The organism is Cytobacillus oceanisediminis, assembly GCF_007830235.1.
In the GTDB taxonomy this organism is placed as follows: Bacteria; Bacillota; Bacilli; order Bacillales; family Cytobacillaceae; genus Cytobacillus; species Cytobacillus oceanisediminis.
Map to the genome: position 1 here is coordinate 1 of NZ_VLKI01000036.1, position 20927 is coordinate 20927.

22 protein-coding genes are annotated in these 20927 nt (G+C 42.4%); 18 read left to right on the forward strand and 4 right to left on the reverse strand.

The features are described from left to right. The 3 genes from IQ19_RS26795 to IQ19_RS26805 form a co-directional block, all read left to right on the forward strand. Nucleotides 1–663, forward strand: a 663-nt coding sequence (locus IQ19_RS26795; protein WP_144546732.1) for an aldehyde dehydrogenase family protein, incomplete at its 5' end; no start/stop codon positions are given. A 121-nt stretch (nucleotides 664–784) separates the two neighbouring features. Then, complete coding sequence (locus tag IQ19_RS26800) at nucleotides 785–1984, forward strand: ornithine--oxo-acid transaminase (protein WP_144546734.1); 1200 nt, start codon at nucleotides 785–787, stop codon at nucleotides 1982–1984. A 147-nt stretch (nucleotides 1985–2131) separates the two neighbouring features. Next, nucleotides 2132–3376, forward strand: coding sequence for a Glu/Leu/Phe/Val family dehydrogenase (locus IQ19_RS26805; protein WP_144546780.1), 1245 nt, complete (start codon nucleotides 2132–2134; stop codon nucleotides 3374–3376). 62 nt (nucleotides 3377–3438) lie between these two features. Here the strand turns inward: IQ19_RS26805 and IQ19_RS26810 are convergent, their stop codons facing one another. Further along, nucleotides 3439–3672 carry a DUF378 domain-containing protein gene (locus tag IQ19_RS26810; protein WP_144546736.1) on the reverse strand — a complete coding sequence of 78 codons (234 nt, stop codon included), beginning with the start codon at nucleotides 3670–3672 and terminating at the stop codon, nucleotides 3439–3441. A 219-nt stretch (nucleotides 3673–3891) separates the two neighbouring features. Between IQ19_RS26810 and IQ19_RS26815 the strand changes: the two genes are divergently transcribed. The 4 genes from IQ19_RS26815 to IQ19_RS26830 all read left to right on the forward strand — a co-directional run bounded on the left by IQ19_RS26815 (nucleotide 3892) and on the right by IQ19_RS26830 (nucleotide 7419). Further along, entirely contained in the window at nucleotides 3892–5055 is a 1164-nt protein-coding gene (locus IQ19_RS26815; RefSeq protein ID WP_144546738.1) for an iron-containing alcohol dehydrogenase, read from the forward strand. Between the two features lie 133 nt (nucleotides 5056–5188). Continuing rightward, the gene (locus IQ19_RS26820; RefSeq protein ID WP_144546740.1) at nucleotides 5189–5440 is read left to right on the forward strand and encodes a hypothetical protein; all 252 of its coding nucleotides are present in this window, start codon (nucleotides 5189–5191) and stop codon (nucleotides 5438–5440) included. A gap of 82 nt (nucleotides 5441–5522) precedes the next feature. Further along, nucleotides 5523–6872: a glucose-6-phosphate isomerase gene (locus IQ19_RS26825; protein ID WP_144546742.1), complete on the forward strand. Its 1350-nt coding sequence runs from the start codon at nucleotides 5523–5525 to the stop codon at nucleotides 6870–6872. Between the two features lie 139 nt (nucleotides 6873–7011). Beyond that, complete coding sequence (locus IQ19_RS26830; protein ID WP_144546744.1) at nucleotides 7012–7419, forward strand: YugN-like family protein; 408 nt, start codon at nucleotides 7012–7014, stop codon at nucleotides 7417–7419. Here IQ19_RS26830 and IQ19_RS26835 read toward each other — a convergent pair. From IQ19_RS26835 to IQ19_RS26840, 3 genes are all read right to left on the reverse strand, one after another. Continuing rightward, on the reverse strand, nucleotides 7416–8408 hold the full coding sequence (locus IQ19_RS26835) for a potassium channel family protein (protein ID WP_144546746.1): 993 nt from the start codon (nucleotides 8406–8408) through the stop codon (nucleotides 7416–7418). The two genes, IQ19_RS26830 and IQ19_RS26835, sit on opposite strands and share 4 nt — an antisense overlap. 115 nt (nucleotides 8409–8523) lie before the next feature. Further along, nucleotides 8524–8673 (reverse strand): hypothetical protein, encoded by a 150-nt coding sequence (locus tag IQ19_RS28235; protein ID WP_181396162.1) that lies wholly within the window; start codon nucleotides 8671–8673, stop codon nucleotides 8524–8526. Between the two features lie 262 nt (nucleotides 8674–8935). Beyond that, nucleotides 8936–9232, reverse strand: coding sequence for a M28 family peptidase (locus IQ19_RS26840; RefSeq protein WP_242021131.1), 297 nt, complete (start codon nucleotides 9230–9232; stop codon nucleotides 8936–8938). A 443-nt stretch (nucleotides 9233–9675) separates the two neighbouring features. Here IQ19_RS26840 and IQ19_RS27910 point away from each other — a divergent pair, with 443 nt between their 5' ends. The 11 genes from IQ19_RS27910 (at nucleotide 9676) to IQ19_RS26885 (ending at nucleotide 20907) form a co-directional block, all read left to right on the forward strand. Continuing rightward, nucleotides 9676–9846 (forward strand): hypothetical protein, encoded by a 171-nt coding sequence (locus tag IQ19_RS27910; protein ID WP_158638920.1) that lies wholly within the window; start codon nucleotides 9676–9678, stop codon nucleotides 9844–9846. Nucleotides 9847–10094: 248 nt separating this feature from the next. After that, a complete protein-coding gene (locus IQ19_RS26845; protein WP_144546750.1) occupies nucleotides 10095–12467 on the forward strand; it encodes a M14 family zinc carboxypeptidase in 2373 nt (790 codons plus the stop codon). A 394-nt stretch (nucleotides 12468–12861) separates the two neighbouring features. Beyond that, nucleotides 12862–13095 carry a rhodanese-like domain-containing protein gene (locus tag IQ19_RS29385; RefSeq protein ID WP_394141670.1) on the forward strand — a complete coding sequence of 78 codons (234 nt, stop codon included), beginning with the start codon at nucleotides 12862–12864 and terminating at the stop codon, nucleotides 13093–13095. A 335-nt stretch (nucleotides 13096–13430) separates the two neighbouring features. Then, the gene (locus IQ19_RS26855; protein ID WP_144546752.1) at nucleotides 13431–14045 is read left to right on the forward strand and encodes a protein kinase family protein; all 615 of its coding nucleotides are present in this window, start codon (nucleotides 13431–13433) and stop codon (nucleotides 14043–14045) included. 78 nt (nucleotides 14046–14123) lie between these two features. Beyond that, the gene (locus IQ19_RS26860; protein ID WP_144546754.1) at nucleotides 14124–14768 is read left to right on the forward strand and encodes an SDR family oxidoreductase; all 645 of its coding nucleotides are present in this window, start codon (nucleotides 14124–14126) and stop codon (nucleotides 14766–14768) included. Nucleotides 14769–15367: 599 nt separating this feature from the next. After that, nucleotides 15368–16714, forward strand: a complete 1347-nt coding sequence (locus tag IQ19_RS26865; RefSeq protein ID WP_144546756.1) for a cytochrome ubiquinol oxidase subunit I — start codon at nucleotides 15368–15370, stop codon at nucleotides 16712–16714. Beyond that, the gene (locus IQ19_RS26870; RefSeq protein ID WP_144546758.1) at nucleotides 16711–17736 is read left to right on the forward strand and encodes a cytochrome d ubiquinol oxidase subunit II; all 1026 of its coding nucleotides are present in this window, start codon (nucleotides 16711–16713) and stop codon (nucleotides 17734–17736) included. The genes IQ19_RS26865 and IQ19_RS26870 overlap by 4 nt, the downstream gene beginning before the upstream one ends. A gap of 11 nt (nucleotides 17737–17747) precedes the next feature. Continuing rightward, nucleotides 17748–17849 carry a cytochrome bd oxidase small subunit CydS family protein gene (cydS, locus tag IQ19_RS29390; protein ID WP_375137358.1) on the forward strand — a complete coding sequence of 34 codons (102 nt, stop codon included), beginning with the start codon at nucleotides 17748–17750 and terminating at the stop codon, nucleotides 17847–17849. Between the two features lie 175 nt (nucleotides 17850–18024). Further along, nucleotides 18025–18912 carry a UTP--glucose-1-phosphate uridylyltransferase GalU gene (galU, locus tag IQ19_RS26875; RefSeq protein WP_144546760.1) on the forward strand — a complete coding sequence of 296 codons (888 nt, stop codon included), beginning with the start codon at nucleotides 18025–18027 and terminating at the stop codon, nucleotides 18910–18912. 110 nt (nucleotides 18913–19022) lie between these two features. Beyond that, on the forward strand, nucleotides 19023–20345 hold the full coding sequence (locus tag IQ19_RS26880; RefSeq protein ID WP_144546762.1) for a UDP-glucose dehydrogenase family protein: 1323 nt from the start codon (nucleotides 19023–19025) through the stop codon (nucleotides 20343–20345). A 37-nt stretch (nucleotides 20346–20382) separates the two neighbouring features. Next, nucleotides 20383–20907, forward strand: a complete 525-nt coding sequence (locus IQ19_RS26885) for a phosphatase PAP2 family protein (protein WP_144546764.1) — start codon at nucleotides 20383–20385, stop codon at nucleotides 20905–20907. Nucleotides 20908–20927 lie beyond the last annotated feature (20 nt).

The following is a 20927-nucleotide window of genomic DNA, read 5'->3' on the forward strand; positions in this document are numbered from 1 at the left end:
GATAAAGAAGCAGATCTTGAGTTGGCTGCTACCTCGATCGTGGCATCTGCATTCGGATTCTCCGGACAAAAGTGTTCTGCGTGTTCACGTGCAGTAGTTGTTGAAGATGTGTACGATCAAGTATTGAACCGCGTTGTTGAGTTAACAAACGAGTTAACGCAGGGAAATCCGGAAGACCAGAGCAATTTCATGGGTCCTGTAATTGATCAGGGTGCATTTGACAAGATCATGAGCTACATTGAAATCGGCAAAGAGGAAGGAAAGCTGATGGCTGGTGGTGAAGGAGACAACTCCAAAGGATTCTTTATCAAACCGACTGTATTTGCAGACCTTGCACCAGATGCACGCTTAATGCAGGAAGAAATCTTTGGACCGGTTGTCGGCTTTACAAAAGCGAAGGACTTCGATCATGCTCTCGAAATTGCCAACAACACTGAGTACGGCTTAACTGGCGCTGTTATCACGAAGAACCGTGAGCACATCCAAAAAGCGCGCGAAGATTTCCATGTTGGAAACCTATACTTCAACCGCGGCTGTACAGGCGCAATCGTTGGATACCAGCCATTCGGCGGATTCAACATGTCAGGAACGGACTCCAAAGCAGGCGGCCCTGACTACATTCTGCTTCACATGCAAGCAAAAACAACTTCTGAAATGTATTAATAATTTTGAAAGCATGTGAAGGATCTTGAAATCCTGCGCATGCTATAAACGTAAATAGTTTAAAGACAAACGGCTTAACGTTACAATAAAAGGGACTATTCTGAAAAAGGAGGAATTTTAATTGACTGAAGCGACTAAATCAAAATCACTCATCGAACAAACTGAAAAATATGGTGCCAACAACTATCATCCGCTTCCAATCGTCATTTCTAAAGCGGAGGGTGTGTGGGTTGAAGACCCTGAAGGCACTAAATATATGGATATGCTAAGTGCCTATTCTGCTGTAAACCAGGGGCACCGCCATCCAAAAATCATCCAGGCGCTAAAGGATCAGGCAGACCGTGTAACTTTAACTTCACGTGCTTTCCACAATGATCAGCTTGGACCTTGGTATGAAATGATCTGTGAAATAACAAATAAAGAAATGGCCCTTCCGATGAACACTGGTGCGGAAGCAGTTGAAACGGCAATCAAAGCTGCACGCCGCTGGGCTTATGATGTAAAAGGCGTTGCCGATAACCAAGCTGAAATTATTGCTTGTGTAGGGAATTTCCATGGCCGGACAATGACAGCGGTTTCCCTTTCTTCTGAAGAAGAATATAAGCGCGGCTTCGGTCCGATGCTGCCTGGCATTAAGTTAATTCCTTACGGTGACCTGGATGCGCTTAAAGAGGCAATCACTGAAAACACTGCTGCATTCCTGATCGAGCCAATTCAAGGGGAAGCCGGCATTGTTATTCCGCCGGAAGGCTTCTTAAAGCAAGCGTATGAAACTTGTAAGGAAAACAATGTATTATTTATTGCAGATGAAATCCAGGCTGGCCTTGCCCGTTCAGGTAAAATGTTCGCATGTGAGTGGGAAGGTGTCGATCCGGATATGTACATCCTTGGAAAAGCGCTTGGAGGCGGAGTATTCCCGATCTCATGTGTTGTAGCGAACAAAGATGTTCTTGGTGTATTCAACCCTGGTTCACATGGTTCAACATTCGGCGGAAACCCGATGGCATGTGCTGTTTCGGTTGCATCCATGAATGTGCTTGTTGAAGAAAAGCTGGCAGAGCGTTCACTTAAGCTCGGTGAATATTTCATGGGCAAATTAAAAGAAATCAATAACCCTGCCATTAAAGAAGTGCGCGGACGCGGCTTATTTATCGGTGTAGAGCTAAATGAACCTGCCCGTAAATATTGCGAAGAGTTAAAAGAAGAAGGTTTGCTTTGCAAAGAAACACATGACACGGTTATCCGTTTTGCCCCTCCATTAGTGATCTCGGAAGAAGAGCTGGACTGGGCAATTGAAAGAATCAAGAAAGTATTAAGCTAATTGCAGGTTTAGGGGCTGTTAACCCCTGCATCAAGGTGCAGGGAATTCCCGTTGTATAAAAATATTGCTGTATTTTTCCTAAATAAAAAATCAAGAGGTGCCATTATGGGAGCTGCAGGAGTAGCTGGGAAACAAGCTGAACAAAAAATGGAAGAGTCTTTAAATTTATTGACTTCAACTCAAATTGTAATCAAAGAAGCTTTGGGCAAGCTCGGTTATTCAGATGAAATGTATGAGCTGCTAAAAGAGCCATTAAGAATGCTGACGGTGAGAATTCCGGTAAGGATGGATGATGGTGCCATCAGAATTTTTACAGGATATCGCTCTCAGCATAATGATGCAGTGGGGCCAACCAAGGGCGGTGTCCGTTTTCATCCGGAAGTGAACGAAGATGAAGTAAAAGCTTTATCCATGTGGATGAGTTTGAAGTGCGGTATTGTTGATCTGCCTTATGGCGGTGGAAAAGGCGGTATCATCTGTGATCCGCGCACCATGTCGATGGGCGAGCTGGAACGCTTAAGCCGCGGATATGTCAGGGCGATCAGCCAGATTGTCGGGCCGACAAAGGATATACCAGCTCCGGACGTCTACACGAATTCACAAATCATGGCGTGGATGATGGATGAATACAGCCGGCTGCGCGAGTATGATTCTCCTGGATTCATCACCGGCAAACCGCTTGTTCTTGGCGGGTCGCAGGGCAGGGAAAAAGCAACTGCACAAGGCGTAGTTATCTGCATTGAGGAAGCTGCAAAAAAACGCGGCATTTCAATTAAAGGAGCCAGTGTAGTTGTTCAAGGCTTCGGAAATGCGGGAAGCTTCCTGGCAAAATTCATGCATGATGCAGGAGCTAAAGTGGTAGCGATTTCTGATGCCTATGGTGCCCTTTATGATCCGGATGGCCTTGACATCGATTATCTGCTGGACAGACGCGATAGTTTTGGTACGGTGACAACCTTATTTGATAGCACTTTGACAAACGAAGAATTGCTTGAACTGGAATGCGATATCCTGGTTCCTGCGGCTGTTTCCAATCAAATTACCGCTGCTAATGCCCATAATATCAAGGCTTCAATTGTCGTGGAAGCTGCAAACGGCCCTACAACCCTTGAAGCTACTAAAATTCTTTCTGACCGCGGTATCCTTCTGGTTCCCGACGTCCTGGCCAGCTCCGGAGGCGTGACGGTTTCCTATTTTGAATGGGTGCAAAACAATCAGGGTTACTATTGGACGGAAGAAGAGGTTACAGAAAAGCTTCGAAAAGTGCTTGTTCAGGCCTTTGAAAATGTTTACCAGACGGCACATCAGCGAAATGTGAACATGCGTCTTGCAGCATACATGGTTGGCGCCCGGAAAATGTCTGAAGCCTCCCGCTTCAGAGGCTGGGTCTAAGAAATTCTTTGGCATTTCGCTTAAAAAAATCCTTGCACATAAGTGCAAGGATTTTTTGCGTTTTAGCGTGTAGGCTTTGCCTCAGGCTCTCTTTCCAGTTCTTCATTTGGTTTGAATAATAAACCTAAATTGATTAAACCAGCAATGCCTACCAAACCATATATAATCCTTGAAAGGGCAGAATCCTGGCCGCCAAAGATAGCCGCCACAAGATCAAATTGGAAAAATCCGATTAAACCCCAGTTAATTGCTCCAATGATGGTAAGAACCAGTGCAATACGTTGAATGCCACTCATGATGTTTCCTCCTTATAGTATAGGTTCATTTTTAGCTTGTTTCACGGGTATAAAAAATATTCATCTTTTCAATTGTAAAAGGCCATAATTGTTACAGGAATATTTTTAGCTTCAGGGCTGCTTTGCGTTGTCTCATTAAGGAATTGGTTTGCTGCAAATCGTTCTTTTTGCAATGGTTTTTAAATTGAAAGATAATAATGTGGAAAAGGAGATGAGAAGATGCAAAATTTTACTTTTTATAATCCGACTAAATTAATTTTTGGAAAAGGCCAGCTGGACCAATTACAAAAAGAAATTCCGCAATACGGCAAGAAAGTTCTTGTTGTTTATGGCGGAGGCAGTATCAAGCGCAATGGTTTATACGATAAAGTGTTAGAACAGCTTAAGGAATTGGGAGCTGAAGTTTTTGAACTTTCTGGAGTTGAACCAAACCCGAGAATTTTAACTGTACGAAAAGGCGTCGACATTTGCAAAAATGAAGGCATCGATTTCCTTCTCGCAGTAGGCGGAGGCAGTGTAATCGACTGCACAAAGGCGATCGCTGCAGGCGCAAAATATGACGGAGATGCCTGGGATTTAGTAACAAAGAAAGCTTTTGCATCGGAAGCTTTACCGTTTGGAACTGTTCTGACGCTGGCAGCAACTGGCTCCGAGATGAATGCAGGATCGGTTATTACCAATTGGGAAACGAATGAAAAATACGGCTGGGGAAGCCCCGTAACGTTCCCGAAATTCTCTATTCTTGATCCTGTCAATACATTCACTGTGCCGCGGAACCAAACTGTATATGGACTAGTGGATATGATGTCACATGTGCTTGAGCATTACTTCCACCTGGAAGAAAACACAGATTTCCAGGATCGCATGTGTGAATCCTTGCTGATCACGATTATGGAAACAGCGCCAAAGCTGCTTGAAGACCTTGAAAGCTACGAGCATCGCGCAACGATTCTATACAGCGGGACGATGGCATTAAACGGAATCCTGAACATGGGTTACCGCGGTGACTGGGCGACCCATAATATTGAGCATGCCGTATCGGCTGTTTACGATATTCCGCATGGCGGTGGGCTTGCAATCCTGTTCCCAAACTGGATGAAGCATAACCTCAAGGTAAAGCCTGAACGATTCAAGCAGCTAGCTGTTCGCGTATTAAATGTGAACCCAGCAGGCAAAACAGATGAAGAGGCAGCGCTTGAAGGCATTGATAAGCTGCGCGAATTCTGGAACAGTATCGGTGCACCATCACGGCTTGCAGACTATGACATCGATGACAGCAAGCTTGAACTGATGGCAGACAAAGCTACAGTAAACGGAGAATTCGGCAACTTAGTGAAATTAAACCATGATGATGTTATGGCAATCTACCGCGCATCTTTATAAATGAAGAATGATCCTACCAACAGGACTCTGCATAAAGCAGGGTCCTTTTACATTTTTCGGGAGGAAATGACAATCTTTATTCATACGTAAAAAATATGTCAAAATTGGACACGCTTACAATAGGGGATGATTCTTGATTATGCTTGAGGCTTTGGTTAAAGTGGTATATGGGATAACAGCTGAGGTTTATTTGCTGTTTAAATTTAAGGCTGTGCTAAAGCTTATTGTTGATTTTAGCACCCTGTTGACTGGAGTGGAAGGTGTGAGATCCTCAAAAATGCATTCGCATTTTCTTCGTGCGGTGTTTATGGATCTTCAATGTCCTGCGGGAGAAGCGAGTCAAAGGGAAACCCCGCAGGCGTATAATGCCGAGGAGGCTCTCTGACCAGCCGCGGTTCGCTGAGCACCTGGAACGAAAGTCAACAGGCAAGTCTAACAGAGCAAAATTTAAAAAATGGAGGACATTCATGACACACGTTCGTTTTGATTACTCAAAAGCACTTCCTTTTTTTGGCGAACATGAAATTACATATTTGCAGGATGCCGTAAAAGTTGCGCATCACTCACTTCATGAACAAACAGGGGCAGGCAGCGACTTTTTAGGCTGGATTGACCTTCCTGCAAACTACGACAAAGAAGAATTCTCCCATATCCAGAAAGCGGCTGAAAAAATCAAAAGTGATTCCGATGTGCTGATTGTAATCGGCATCGGCGGCTCATACCTGGGAGCGCGTGCGGCGATTGAAATGCTGCAGCATAGCTTCTATAATGCGCTTCCAAAAGAAAAACGCAGAACTCCACAGGTTCTATTTGCTGGCAACAATATCAGCTCTACGTATATGAAGGACCTAATGGATCTTTTGGATGGAAAAGATTGGTCAATTAACGTCATTTCCAAATCCGGTACAACAACTGAGCCGGCGCTTGCTTTCCGTATTTTCCGTAAGATGCTGGAAGAAAAATATGGTGTGGAAGAAGCACGCAAACGCATCTATGCTACAACAGACAAAGCAAGAGGCGCTTTAAAAACACTTGCAACAGAAGAAGGCTACGAGTCATTCATCATTCCGGATGATGTTGGCGGCCGTTATTCTGTTTTAACAGCTGTCGGCTTATTGCCGATTGCCGTGAGCGGTGCAAACATTGAAGACATGATGAACGGTGCTGCCCAGGCGCGTGAAGACTTCAGCAAGTCGGAGCTTCAAGAAAATGCTGCTTATCAGTACGCTGCTGTCCGCAATGTTTTATATAATAAGGGTAAAACAATTGAAATGCTGATCAACTATGAGCCAGGACTTCAGTATTTTGCGGAGTGGTGGAAGCAGCTGTTTGGCGAAAGTGAAGGAAAAGACCAGAAAGGGATTTTCCCTTCATCCGCAAACTTCTCTACTGACCTTCATTCATTAGGGCAGTATGTACAAGAAGGGCGCCGGGATCTATTCGAAACCGTTGTTAAGGTGGAAGAATCACGCCATGAACTTACCATTGAGGAAGCAGAAAATGATCTTGACGGCCTAAACTATCTTGCAGGCGAAACAGTGGACTTTGTTAACAATAAAGCCTTCGAAGGAACTATGCTTGCACACACAGATGGCGGAGTGCCAAACTTAATCGTTTCCATTCCAAAAATGGATGCCTATACTTTCGGCTACCTTGTATACTTCTTTGAAAAAGCCTGTGCAATGAGCGGCTACCTTCTAGGAGTCAATCCATTTGACCAGCCAGGAGTAGAAGCATATAAAGTAAATATGTTTGCCCTATTAGGCAAGCCAGGATTCGAAGAGAAGAAAGCTGAGCTGGAAAAGCGATTAAAATAATAGAGCGAGGAAGCGTCTGCCTGTGGGTGGGCGCTTTTTTAGCGGGTGAAATATCCGCGAAAATCTCCCCGAATTTGAATTCATGATATCTCTATCTTTGGAGAAACTAAGCAAAAAGCATGGAAAGGGGATGGATGCAGTGATCGAGATTCCTTCAAAAGTGGAAGGGAAGCATTTTGATTTGTATAAGCTGGAGCAGGCGCTGAAGCCGATTGGTTATTCGATTGGCGGGAATTGGGATTATGACCATGGATCTTTCGATTATAAAATTGATGATGAGGTGGGGTACCAATTTTTGCGTCTTCCGTTTAAAGCGATTGACGGGCAGCTTGATGACCCAAGCTGTACGGTGGAATTGGGCAGGCCATTTCTGCTTTCCCATAAATATCAGCGCGGCCTTGATGACCACGCTTATACAGGGAATTTCACCGGTTCATTTGACCAATTTTCTGAGCCTGTGGATAAGGATGCAAGTTTTCCGAAAGAATACATCGATCTCGGCAAAGCACTTGTACAGGAGCTGGAATCTGTTTTAATAAGGGACTAACCGAGTATGACAATCAGCTGGTCCTGCTGGAGAATTTTAAAAGGCTGGGGAGGATTCACCAGAGTTTCTTCCCCTCTTTTCACACCCAATAAAAGAATGCCGTCTTTCATCAGCTCGGCGCTTAATTCAGCAAAGGTCTTATTTGCGATTTCTTCCGAAGCAGGCTGAAAGGTCAATTTGCGTTTATCAAGCTGGCCAAGCAAGTCTAAAAATGAAGTAACAAGTTCCTGAGACGAGATGCTGTTAATCATAACGAAGCTTGTAAGGACATTCGTTTGGACAATTTCATCTGCACCGGCTCTTTTGGCATTCGCTGCCTGTTCAGAAGTCAGTATTTCTACAATACATTGAACTTCGCGATTCAATCCTTTAATAGCCAGCAGTGTCAGAATAGAATTCATATCTGCATGCAGTTCGTCTTTATTCTGGTCAGAAGTTATAATTACTTTTTTTGCCTCATAAATATTTGCCTTTATCAGAACATCATCCCTATTAGATCGTCCTCGGATAAAATGAACATTATTGTGTGGCACAGGGTTTGTCTTAAGCGTTTCATCAATTAAAGTGATGGAATGTTTCATTCCGTCTCCTCCAAGAGTATTAACTATTTCCCGCGAACGTTCATTCCATCCAATCATGATAATATGGTTTTTTCCTTTGTATTCCACTTTGCCTTCCAGGAAATCATTTTGCATGGTAACGGCTGCAGTCGCAAGTGATATAAAATAGGTGGATAAAAAGCCTGCACCGGTTAAGATTAATGCAATCCCAACTACACGGCCAAAAACGGTTTCAGGGACAAAGTCACCAAATCCCACAGTGGATGCGGTAACAACGGCCCACCATATGCCATCAAAAAAAGTTGGAAAGGTCTTTGGCTCTATGATATGTATGATTCCTCCGTAAAAAAGGATAACAGAGAGGGCAATAAGCAAAATCCTAATGACTAGCGGCAATCGAATAAAATTGTAATATAGCTGATGCGGCACAATCTACACTCCCAAATACAATTAATTATCAACATAAAAAATAGATAAGCGGCATGCTTAGGACAACCAGCCTGCCGCTGCTAAATATATAAAAAAAAGCCATGCCAACATATACTCAATTAAGAATATCGTCTATTGCACGGCTCAGTAGCTGAATGTCCTTGGATATTTCAGTTTTCACGTCGTCAATCTCGCACCTTTCATATTCATCCATGAGAAGGGAGAGTTCTCTCTTTAGTATGACAGCCTCCTGTTCAAAATCCATGATGACTCCCTCCTTTGGGGTATATAGAACTATCATTTCGATAGTTAAATTCTCTGTTATGTTACATTTATGTTACCCGAATTTCTTTCCATTTAAACGGTAACGAACATAATTATTTGGACACAAATTTAGAACGAATATACTTTACCCTCTTATTTTGCTCTTAAACACAAAATTTATACTAAATCAGTCGGAAAAAACGGAAAGCGTGAAACAAGGTAAAAAGACCCCGGAAAAAGTCCCGGGGATTCTACTTAACAACTTACTTTCGTATTAAGCTATAAACGGAAGCGCCAACCAAATCGCATGCTTCTTTTAAACGCTCGGCACTGACATGTTCTATAGTATCAAGCGGGGGATGGTAAAACGGTTCAAGGCTGGCAGTGCCGGTTTCACGCCTGATAAAGTTAACAGCAGGTATGCCTGCATCATGGAAGGAAACATGGTCGGAAGAACCTCGCTGGTAAAGAACTAATTCAGACGCTGTTCCAATTCGTTCCGCTGTGGTAATAGCTGTTTCTGATACAAGATTTGGCTTAAAAGTGATTGTAAGAATCAATGAAGGTCGCATGCTGGAAAATGTCCGTTGTTTACAAACTTGAAGCTGTCAGGACTGCTGCAAGCATGACAGAAAGGTTTTTTTCCAAACTTAATCTCGAATACCTCCTCGATTAATAATCCAATTACATGTCATCGCTTACATTTTTTCGGTTCCTTTTAGAGCAAGTGAAAACGAATCTAATAGCCTAGCAGATTTTTAAAAGTATGAGAAAAGAAATACTAATCATTTTTGAGGAAGTTTAATTTAAAGATTCTAATTACCCATTTTTTGGATGTGAAGTTCTAGCCTAAGTAATTCCATGACTTTAGAAGTGTCTACAAGGAGGATTATCTCGAGTTTCTTTTCCAAAAACAGGTCTTTCGACTATCGAAATTTCAACGGATTTCTCCTATTCTGAAAACTATAATAAGGTTCTGATCGTTACATAGAGGAGGAAGTCTATGAAAATAACAGCCTTAAAAGTATTGATGACATCGGCAATCGTTTTTCCGCTGATTGCAGGTGGGACAATGTCTGCGCAGGGAGAAATCGGCAAACCGAACATAGCTTCAGCCGAGACACAAATAAAAATCGATGAAGGAATGACGCAGCCTACCTTTTCCTTTATATGATTAGGCCTGAAGCAGGTGCAAAAGTTACCATCGACCCTGAAAGAGTCATATATAGTGCTTCCTGTACAAGGTGGAGCAAAGCGATTTCGGTAGAGGCAAAAAGATGAAGGGATCATTCTTTGGTCCCTACACCCGTGTTTCGGGAAGTATATTTTAGGATAATAGTACCATTGTCAAAATCAAAAACTATGAATTAAAATGTAGCTTATCTCATAAATATACAAAAATATTACATCTGGAGGTACATAATGAATAAGAAGAAGGCTCTATCAGGAATCCTTGCAGCAGGTATTTTGGCATCCGTTCCTTTAAGTGCTGCTCAAGCGATTACTCCGAAATGGATAAATGTTAATGTGTCAGAAGAACAGGCCGGCAGTAAATTTAATAATCAAAACTATGATTTTATGAAGTTCTCTGAAATAGGACCCAAGCTGGAAGAGATTGAAAAACAGTCAAATAGAGTGAAGGTTGAGGTTAAAGGAACTTCCGCAGATGGATATCCTCTTTATGTCGTAACAATTGCGGACCCTACTACACAGGGCAAATTCGGCAAAATCCAGTCCTTAAGAAAGCAAATGTTCAAAAACCCTGAAAAAGCCCAGGACTGGATTGCGAACAACCCGGACTTTAAAGTGCCAGTCATGATCAATGGCTCCATCCATGGCACCGAATTTGTCGGCAGTGATGCGGTTATGCAGCTGATCGAACACTTTGCAACAGAGAATGACGAGGAAACAAAGACTATTTTGGAGAATAACATCCTGATCTTTAACGTGGTGCAAAACCCGGATGGCCGTGTTGATGCAACCCGTTTTAATGGAGAAGGAATTGACCTGAATCGTGATTTCATTACCCAATCCCAGCCTGAAACACAGGAAACAGTTGCGCTAATAAAGGAATGGAATCCAATGGTTTTCCTGGATACACACGGTTATGTTAATTATGATCTAAATAATCCAGGGCTAATTGAACCATGTACGCCGCCGCATAATCCTAACTATGAGTATGATCTGTATGAAAAGTGGGCTCTTGACCAGGCGAAAGCAATGGAAGCTGAAATCGTTGGAGATAAAGCGCAATTTGAGGGTGACTTATACAAAAACATGGAGGGCACATATATTCCGCAGCGTGATGATTCTGCAGGCTGGGATGATTACCCGCCGATCTTTACACCAATGTATGCGATGTATCATGGTGCATACGGACATACACTTGAAGCACCGCAAAATGATGAAGATGGAGTGCGCTGGATGTACAATGCGATTATGGGTGCATTGAAATTCGCTACTGAAAATAAGGAAGAGATGATCACAGACCAAATTGAAATGTTCAAGCGCGGCATCAACTTTGATCACCCTTTCCACGAAGAAGGATTTTTCCCGAAAGCATATGTTCTTCCTGTGAATGAAGAAGATCCTACTGTTACGAACAAAGCTGTAAACCATTTAATTAAAAATGACATTGAAGTCGTACAGGCATCAAAAGCATTTGAAGCTGATGGCAAGTCTTATCCAAAAGGCACTTACATTGTGCAAATGGATCAGGCAAAAGCGGGCCTTGCCAATACAATGCTTTGGGATGGCGAAGATATTACAGATGATACGCCTGCCATGTATGATATTTCAGCATGGAGCCTTCCGGAGCTATGGGGTTTTGAAGCGATTGCCGTCCAAGGGGATGTAGACACAGTTGCATCTAAAGTAACTAATGTGAAGGAACAAGGTTCGGTTAGCGGAAAAGGTCCTTTCATTATTTCAAACAGCTCGGTAAAAGCAGTTCAGCTTGTGAACCAACTTCTGCAGCAGGGTGTTGAGGTTAAACGCGACAGCGAAGGAAACTTCTATGCTGAATCGGCAGCAAATGCTGTGTCAGAAGCAGTCAAAGCTTCCGGCTTGAATATTGAGTCTGGTAAAGTACCTGCTGATGCAGTTTCGATTGAAAAAGTAAGTATAGCGATTTTAAAAGATGGGGGAATGGGGAAAGTCCAATCACATTCCGGCACAAAGCTTGCTCTTAAGAGACTGGGCTTTGATGTAAAAGAGCTTACTCCATCTGAAGTTGCCGAGAAGGGGCTTGAATCTTTTGATGTGTTTGTATATAGCGGAACAGAAGGTTTGATTTCTTTAAAGTTAAGTGAAGCCAACAAAGAGTTTGGCCTTCAAAGCCAGGTGGAGTTTGATGCTTTTAAATCCAATGTAGAATCATTTGTAAATAAAGGCGGCAAATATATTGCTGTCGGAGCTAGTGCCTCACGTGCAACCAAGACGTTAGGACTTACTGATGATGTGATTAATACTGGCGGTTCTAACAGCAACGGCATTATTAAGGTAGCATACGAAGGAACAGGTGCAACAGCTGGATACGGCGAAGATGATCTTGGTTTCGTTTACCGTCCTGTATGGTTTACAAGCACGGATAATGATGAAGTTCTTGCAACGATTGCGGATGACGAAAATTTCTTTGTTGCCGGACACTGGGCTGGTCGTGAGGCAGCACAGGGCCAGGCCATCATGGTCAAAGAACAGGATAAAGATGTCACATTAATCGGACTGGAAGCTGGCTTCCGGGACCATACAGATTACCTGTTCCGTCTCCTTTCTAATTCCATTTTTGAAAAATAATGAGCATGATTGAGGGTGTCCAAATGGGCATCCTCTTTTTGTATAAGCTTCTAAATTCTCCGGAAAAAGTTATACGCAGAGAAAAATGACTATACGCAGAGAAATGCCATCTATACGCAGACAAATTTTTTTATAAGAAGATAAATGTAACATGAGTATCAAATTCACCAGTAAATTGTGAACTTAGCAAAAGGATCGCTTATATCAGAAAAAATATTACCCAAATTAGCAATGGGCTGGCTGGCTCTTAAGTTATGAAAAGGATATTGTTCTTATTGCGGATGAGGAAAATCTTGATCAAATCAAAAGATCCCTGCAGTCAATCGTCCTGGATCAGGTAACAGGCTACTTTGATTCAAACGAGTTAACTAATAATACGGAATCCTTTGAAAATATAGAGCCGGAAAAAGCAAAAGAACTTCTTGAGAGTGATGAATATTATCTGCTGGATGTCCGCAGCCAGGATGAATGGAACAATGGCCATATCCCGGGTGCGCAGCATTTTAAGTTCGGGACTTTGGAAGATCACATAGAGGAGATTCCAAAAGATAAGACACTTTTGGCCCACTGTGCAGTCTGGGGCGCGGTCCGCTATTGCTGTCAGCCTTCTGCAGGCCAATGGCTTTAAAGACGTCCTCAAGTAAAAGGCGGATTCAATGCCTGGAAGAAAAAAGGCCTTCCTGTGAAAAAATAAAGGTATTGTTTGACTAATTGCAGGCTGAAGACATATAATTTAAGTAATAAAATAGTTCGGATTCTTCCTTAAAGGGGAGTAGCTGTTAAGTAGGGCCGTCAATACGAGATGAACATCTCCGGCTTTACTGGCAACAAACGTTGCTGGCGAGACCTTTACCATTTATTTGGTAAGGTCTCTTTTGTTTTTGGGCGCTGAGACCAGATAAATGGTCCAGCGCCCTTTGTTTTAGGCAGGAAGGGTCCGATAAACAGGGAGGACTTTTTGAGATGAAACAGTATAAACAGCTTGCAGAGAGCGTTAAATTTTCCAGAAGCAGAAATTGGACCAGACTGCAAGAAAAAGATGATTCCTTGGAATTTATTGGAGCAGGTAGAAGTGCATTTGCGTTTAGAGTGAAAGAAACAAATCTTGTATTAAAAGTATTCTTCCCAGAGTTCAGAAGAATTGCCCAGGAGGAGGCTGACATATATAAAGCTCTTCCTAATCATCCTTATTTCCCGTCTTTATACGATTCCGGAGAAAACTATATTGTGATCGATTACGTCGATGGCCTGACTCTTTTCGAATGTCTGGCAAAGGGGATTCCAATAGAAGAGGAGAAGATTAAAGAAATAGATGAAGCGTTAAAGTTGGCAAGGGCAAAAGGGCTAAACCCTTCGGATATACATCTGCGAAATATCATTTTAACTCCTGAGGGTCACATAAAGATCATTGATGTGGCAAGATTTAAACAAACAAAGAACTGTAACCAGTGGGATGACTTGAAACATGCATTTTATAAATTTTACATGAAGAGATATTTTCCTAAAAGAATCCCTGTAATGGTGATGAATACGATTGCTGCTCTTTATAAAAGAAAGATTGTACGTCTGGGATCCTAAACAGTTCATTTGATATCGGTTTTTTCTTTTGAAATAATGGAAGAATAAATCCGCAAATGAAGAAAGGGGCAGGAACAGATGAAGGTTCTTATTGTTGGAGCTAACGGTCAGATTGGGAAACAGCTTGTTAAGCTTATAAATGAAAGCAGTGATCACACAGCACGGGCCATGATCAGGAAAGCGGAACAGGCCGAAGAGTTTGAGAAAATGGGTGTGGAAACAGCTGTATCCAGTCTTGAAGGAACAGTTGAAGAATTGGCGGAAGCTGCAAAAGGCTGCGATGCTATTATTTTCACAGCTGGTTCAGGCGGACATACAGGCTATGACAAAACACTTTTAATTGATCTTGATGGGGCTGTAAAAACAATCGAAGCCGCAGAGCAGGCTGGTATCAATCGGTTTGTAATGGTCAGCGCCATTCAGGCAAACAACCGGGATAAATGGAGCGATGCGATAAAGCCATACTTCGTTGCGAAGCATTATGCTGACAGAATGCTGGAGAATAGCGGTTTAAACTATACAATCGTACGCCCGGGCGGATTGACTAATGATCCGGGGACAGGAAAGATCAAAGTAGACAAAAACTTGGAACGTGGATTCATCCCGCGCGAAGATGTAGCCAAAACCATTTACGCTGTTTTAGATAAAGAGAATACCTATAAACGTTCGTTCGATCTTGTGTCGGGCGAAGAAGATGTGGAAACAGCAGTGGAAAATATATAATTCCCGCCCGGTGAGCTTTACCGCACCGGGTTTTTTATGCCATCCTATTAATTGGAAAATCATAGTATGAATTCTTTCCTTTCGAACAAATTTATAAAAAAACGGGAGTCAGGGGAATGGATAAATAAAGAGTCTATACCTTGTTTATAGGAGATATTTTGAAATACAGCGGGGAAGGGTTAAAGCTGATGATCGCGAGGGGCTGGATGGAACAGCCGCCGGAAACAGCGGACAGAAAATCATTTTATAAACTGAACTAGAAAACTTAAAACCTCTAAAAACGCCGTGATGCAGTTTGTATGTTCAATGGCGTTTTTATTTTCGTTTTAACTCCATTTCAAATGGGAATAGGAGGATGTAAAGGAGATTTACATAAGTGTATTTACTTCACATTTTCCTCATATAAATTTTGTTAAATTGTCACGGCGATAAGCCGGAAAATGTGGAATAATGTGAGGTAGTGAGCATTCATACAGGAGTGAGAGAATGTATAAAAAACAGGAACGAATCTTAATGTGGCTGGCCTTTATCGTAGCGTTGATCATGGGCCTCTCTTTTATTGGACGTATCTTTGCAGGATAAGAAAAGGGGAATGTTAAATGGGAAATGAAGAATCAATCTTTTTCAGCCGAGTCTTAACCGAGCTGACCTTATCCTTCCATATCATTTATGCAACCATTGGTGTGGGCATCCCGCTCATGATTATGATTGCTCAATGGTTGGGAATCAAGAAACAGGATGAACATTATATATTGCTGGCGAGAAGATGGACGCGAGGCTTTGTCATTACCGTAGCAGTCGGTGTTGTAACAGGTACAGCCATTGGGCTGCAGCTTTCCCTGCTCTGGCCAAACTTTATGGAGCTTGCCGGAAATGTGATCGCACTTCCATTGTTTATGGAGACCTTCGCTTTTTTCTTTGAAGCGATCTTTCTTGGAATTTATCTATATACATGGGACCGGTTTGAGAATCAGAAAAAGCACATGCTTTTATTAATTCCTGTTGCCATTGGGGCATCTTTTTCAGCTGTGTTTATCACGATTGTAAATGCTTTTATGAATGCTCCGCAGGGCTTTGATCTTGTCAACGGACAGCTTGTTAATATTAACCCGGTACTGGCAATGTTTACCCCAGCCATGCCGACCAAAGTTGCGCATGTGCTGTCAACCGCCTATATGACGTCTGCCTTTGCTCTAGCCTCAGTTGGCGCTTACCGCCTTCTTAAAGGTTCGAAACATGTGTATCATAAGAAAGCTTTATTTTTAACAATGAAAATTGGTTTGATCTTCTCAATCGCCACAGCAGTAATAGGCGATTTCTCCGGAAAATATTTAGCAGAATACCAGCCGGAAAAACTGGCAGCAGCCGAATGGCATTTCGAAACAGAAGAAGGGGCACCATTAATGCTTTATGGGGTGCTGGATGATGGCGAAGTGAAATATGCTATAAAAATTCCATATGCACTCAGCATTCTTGCCCACAGCAACCCGAAAGCGGAAGTGATCGGGCTCGACCAATTTGCAGAAGATGAGATCCCGCCGCTGTATATCCATTACTTGTTCGATATCATGGTAACGATCGGAATGTGGATGACCGCACTGTCACTCGTATACGTAGTTGGTACCTGGTTAAAGATCCGCTTTGTTTCCTCTAAGTGGTTTCGGTGGCTTATTGTACTTGGAGGCCCTCTATCGATGATCGCCATTGAAGCGGGCTGGTGGTTTACGGAAGTCGGGCGTCAGCCATGGGTTCTCCGCGGCATTATGCGAACGGAAGATGCCGCGACAACAAGCGGCCAAGTGGATCTTATGCTCCTTCTGTTTGCCGGATTATACCTTGTTCTGGCGATCGGAAGCATAGTCGTCCTTACCCGCATGTTCCGCAAAAATACAGTGGAACAAGAATTGGCCGACCGTGAATTGGAGAAAGAAGGTGACCTGCGATGACATTGGAAGTAATCGGAATTTCCGTACTGTGGCTCTTTCTCTTTGGCTACGTCATCGTCGCCTCGATTGATTTTGGCGCAGGTTTTTTTAACGCATACAGCCTTTTCCGGGGAAAACAGCATATTTTAACCCGGATTATCCAGCGCTACTTATCACCGGTTTGGGAAGTGACCAATGTATTCCTCGTTTTCTTCTTCGTAGGAATTGTCGGTTTCTTTCCAAAAACCGCCTACTATTATGGAACGATCCTGCTTGTGCCGGCAAGCATCGCAGTTATTTTGCTCGCCATCCGAGGTTCTTACTACGCTTTTACCACCTATGGCGGGCTTAAGCAAAAAAAATGGACCTATTTGTATGGTCTCTCTGGGCTATTCATTCCTGCTTCTTTATCCATTGTACTGACGATTTCAGAAGGCGGGTTTGTGAGAGAAAAAGCAACAGGGCTTGTATTGGATTACTGGGCGCTGTTCACCAGCCCGCTGACATGGAGCATTGTTGTGCTAAGTTTGGCAGCAGTATTATATATTTCGGCCGTCTTTTTAACATGGTACGCCCATAAAGCACAAGACGAACCGGCAACAGAGCTGCTAAGAAAATACGCGCTCATCTGGTCAGTTCCTGCTATCGTTACAGCAACAGGCATTATTGTTGAACTGCAGGGCCATAACCCTGAGCATTTCAGCCGATTAATGGACCTATGGTGGCTATTCGGCATTTCGTTCATCCTGTTTGCTGGGACCGTTTATTTAATATGGAAGCGGAAATCATACGGAGTCGCATTCGGGTTATTAACAGGGCAATTCCTGGTTGCTTTCTTTGCCTATGGAGTCTCGCATTATCCGTATCTCCTCTACCCATACCTGACTATATACGACAGCTTTACAAACGAAGCAATGGCCATCGCTCTCATCATCGCATTTGTTGCAGGACTGGGACTGCTGCTTCCTTCACTATACCTGCTGTTAAGGCTGTTCTTGTTTAACAAAGATTATGTTCAAGGGAAACGGAATGACCATGCGTAGGAGGGATTAAAATGGCAGAGTTTGTTATGTTCTATGCACCTTTTATTGTGATCATTGGATCTATTGCTGCGGCCTTTTGGCTAGCGGGGAAGGATGAAGGGATAGGGGAGTGAAAGGAGTCCAGCTCGCTTTGCGGGCTGGGCTTTTTATGTGAAAAATGGAATTTGACTTTTTCTTAATAAAAATTAAATAAAAGGTACATATTTTATTGATAAAATTCAAGAACAGCGGGTTTCTAGCATTATGTGTCTTAAGTTCAATTCTATTACCGGAAAGAGGTGCAAATTTATGAGAGAAGTAAAAAAGGCTATCATACCTGCAGCAGGTCTAGGCACACGGTTTCTGCCTGCAACTAAGGCAATGCCCAAGGAAATGCTTCCGATTGTTGATAAACCAGCGATTCAATACATTATTGAGGAGGCAATTGACTCTGGAATTGAAGATATTATTATCGTAACCGGAAAAGGAAAAAGAGCAATCGAAGATCATTTTGATCATTCCTTTGAGCTTGAACAGAACCTGTTGGGAAAAGGAAAAATGGATTTATTAAGTAAAGTGCAAAAGACTTCTAAGCTTACAGACATTCATTATATTCGCCAGAAAGAACCACGAGGATTAGGTCATGCCATCTGGTGTGCTCGAAAGTTTATAGGAAACGAACCTTTTGCTGTGCTGCTGGGAGATGACATTGTGAATGCTGAAAAGCCTTGTCTTAAACAGTTAATGGAACAATACTCCAGGCGAAATGCCTCTATCATAGGAGTTCAGAATGTACCTGCAGATAAGGTCAGTAGATATGGAATAGTGGATGTCAAAATGATCAGTGAAGGTCTTTATAATGTAAAAGGTCTAGTAGAGAAGCCAAAGCGTGAGGAAGCACCTTCCGGCCTGGCTATCATGGGAAGATATATTTTAAATCCAGCCGTATTTGATATCTTAGGTGATCAGGAGCCGGGAATAGGCGGGGAAGTTCAGTTGACTGATGCAATCGCTGGCCTAAATCAATATGAAGAGGTTTTGGCATACGAATTTGATGGCGTTCGGTATGATGTAGGGGAAAAAATGGGCTTTATTCAAACAAATATCGAATTTGCACTACAAAGAGAAGAATTAAGAAATCAACTGTTAGATTATCTATTACTTGTATTGGAAAGGGAATTGATTGAGAAGGGATAGCTAATTCTTTAACCGGCTTACATATTTTTTACAATAGTTTAACATGCTCTCAAGAAAACCTTAAGTTTCTTCAAATAAAATGGTAGTAAAGAATATTCAGGAGGGGTTGCATGAGGATTGCTGTTGCGGGAACAGGTTATGTGGGTTTAATTACTGGGATTTGTTTAGCTGAAATGGGCCATCATGTGGTTTGTACTGATGTCAGGGAAGAGAAGATTCAGCTGCTGAAAACGGGGCGATCACCAATTTTTGAGCCAGGGCTCGAACCAATGCTGAAACATAATATGTCCAACGGCCGTTTGGATTTTACAACAAATCCTAGAACTGCGTATAAAAATGCTGAAATAATCTTCATAGCAGTGGGAACACCAGAGAACGAAGATGGAACAGCAAACCTTGATTACATACATGCAGCAGCGTATACAATTGGAGTTAGCATTGAAAATGATGTTATCGTTTGTACAAAAAGTACAGTTCCTGTCGGGACAAATGAGAAAATCAAAGAAATTATACAAAGCGTAAAACCTCCTCCTCTTCAGGCAATTGTCGTTTCTAACCCTGAATTTCTGCGTGAAGGCACTGGCATCATTGATTTTTTCAATGGTGACCGAATTGTAATAGGGACCGAATCTCGGGAAGCGGCATCCATAATGGAAAAAATGTATCTTCCTTTAAAAATTCCAATAATGAAAACAGATACGAGAAGTGCTGAAATGATTAAGTATGCCTCTAATGCTTTCCTGGCAACAAAAATCAGTTTTATAAATGAAATAGCAGCTATTTGTGAAAAAGTCGGTGCGAACATTGAAGAAGTAGCATATGGCATAGGGAAAGATAAGCGGATAGGACCTCATTTTCTTCAAACGGGAATTGGCTATGGCGGATCCTGCTTCCCAAAAGATACAAAAGCGCTTGTTCAAATCGCAGGTAATGTTAAGCACAAGTTCGAGCTTCTTGAATCAGTTATAAAGGTAAACTATCGCCAGCAGGCTTTAGCTGTCCTTAAAGCTAAAGAGATATTGGGATCCTTAAAAGACAAAAGAGTGGCTCTTCTCGGTCTGGCGTTCAAGCCGGATACAGATGATGTCCGGGAAGCAGCCTCTTTAACCATTGCAAAGGCACTAAAGGACGAGGGAGCAATGGTTATCGCCTATGATCCTGCTGCAATTGCAAATGCCAGAAAGGTTTTAGGGGATACAATTGAATATACAATGGATATCCAATTAGCGATTGAGAATACAGATGCAGCCATTATTGCAACAGAATGGGATCAAATCAAGCATTTTCCTTTAGAAATATATGCAGAGAAGATGAAATCTCCAATCATCATTGACGGAAGAAATTGCTACTCTCTTCAAGACTTGAGCAGCCATCCGATCACCTATATTTCAATTGGAAGGCCCTCTATTAAGCCCTATAAAGTTAAAAGTTAATGCAAAATCTTCCGAATGTAAGAGGGGTTGGGACATAATGAAATTCCTGCTTGTTTTCTATGAGGCAGATTGCAGATTATTTAAAAGGGTTAACCGGCATTTTGATAAGAAATGGTTAAACATCTTCTTCCGGAATATTACACATATCGGTGGCGCCAGATTCACAATTGCTGCGGTGCTTGCGCTCATGTTATTTTCATCTGATAAACTGCGACTGACAGCTCTTTCAAGTGCGCTTGCCCTATCCTTTAGCCATCTCCCTGTCCACTTTATTAAAAAGAAGTATCCGCGTCAAAGACCTTATATTAGATTAGAAAATATTCATTTTCCAGTGAACCCTTTGCAGGACCACTCTTTTCCTTCAGGGCATACTACAGCAGTCTTTTCTGTTATCGTTCCTTTTGTATTACTCATACCAGCACTTTCTTTCAGTCTAATTCCTTTGGCGATTCTTGTTGGGCTATCAAGAGTTTACTTGGGATTGCACTATCCTACAGATGTACTAGCAGGAGGAATTCTTGGCACCGCAACTGGCCTTCTAAGTTATTCGTTCATTCTTTAAAAAGTACCGAAAGGACAAAA

What these genes read in the sequence shown, in the direction of transcription:
- IQ19_RS26805 (WP_144546780.1), top strand. Translation starts at nt 2,132, where the DNA reads ATGGAAGAGTCTTTAAATTTATTGACTTCAACTCAAATTGTAATCAAA.
- IQ19_RS26810 (WP_144546736.1), bottom strand. Translation starts at nt 3,672, where the DNA reads ATGAGTGGCATTCAACGTATTGCACTGGTTCTTACCATCATTGGAGCA.
- IQ19_RS26815 (WP_144546738.1), top strand. Translation starts at nt 3,892, where the DNA reads ATGCAAAATTTTACTTTTTATAATCCGACTAAATTAATTTTTGGAAAA.
- IQ19_RS26825 (WP_144546742.1), top strand. Translation starts at nt 5,523, where the DNA reads ATGACACACGTTCGTTTTGATTACTCAAAAGCACTTCCTTTTTTTGGC.
- IQ19_RS28235 (WP_181396162.1), bottom strand. Translation starts at nt 8,673, where the DNA reads ATGGATTTTGAACAGGAGGCTGTCATACTAAAGAGAGAACTCTCCCTT.
- IQ19_RS27910 (WP_158638920.1), top strand. Translation starts at nt 9,676, where the DNA reads ATGAAAATAACAGCCTTAAAAGTATTGATGACATCGGCAATCGTTTTT.
- IQ19_RS26845 (WP_144546750.1), top strand. Translation starts at nt 10,095, where the DNA reads ATGAATAAGAAGAAGGCTCTATCAGGAATCCTTGCAGCAGGTATTTTG.
- IQ19_RS26855 (WP_144546752.1), top strand. Translation starts at nt 13,431, where the DNA reads ATGAAACAGTATAAACAGCTTGCAGAGAGCGTTAAATTTTCCAGAAGC.
- IQ19_RS26860 (WP_144546754.1), top strand. Translation starts at nt 14,124, where the DNA reads ATGAAGGTTCTTATTGTTGGAGCTAACGGTCAGATTGGGAAACAGCTT.
- IQ19_RS26865 (WP_144546756.1), top strand. Translation starts at nt 15,368, where the DNA reads ATGGGAAATGAAGAATCAATCTTTTTCAGCCGAGTCTTAACCGAGCTG.
- IQ19_RS26870 (WP_144546758.1), top strand. Translation starts at nt 16,711, where the DNA reads ATGACATTGGAAGTAATCGGAATTTCCGTACTGTGGCTCTTTCTCTTT.
- cydS (WP_375137358.1), top strand. Translation starts at nt 17,748, where the DNA reads ATGGCAGAGTTTGTTATGTTCTATGCACCTTTTATTGTGATCATTGGA.
- galU (WP_144546760.1), top strand. Translation starts at nt 18,025, where the DNA reads ATGAGAGAAGTAAAAAAGGCTATCATACCTGCAGCAGGTCTAGGCACA.
- IQ19_RS26880 (WP_144546762.1), top strand. Translation starts at nt 19,023, where the DNA reads ATGAGGATTGCTGTTGCGGGAACAGGTTATGTGGGTTTAATTACTGGG.
- IQ19_RS26885 (WP_144546764.1), top strand. Translation starts at nt 20,383, where the DNA reads ATGAAATTCCTGCTTGTTTTCTATGAGGCAGATTGCAGATTATTTAAA.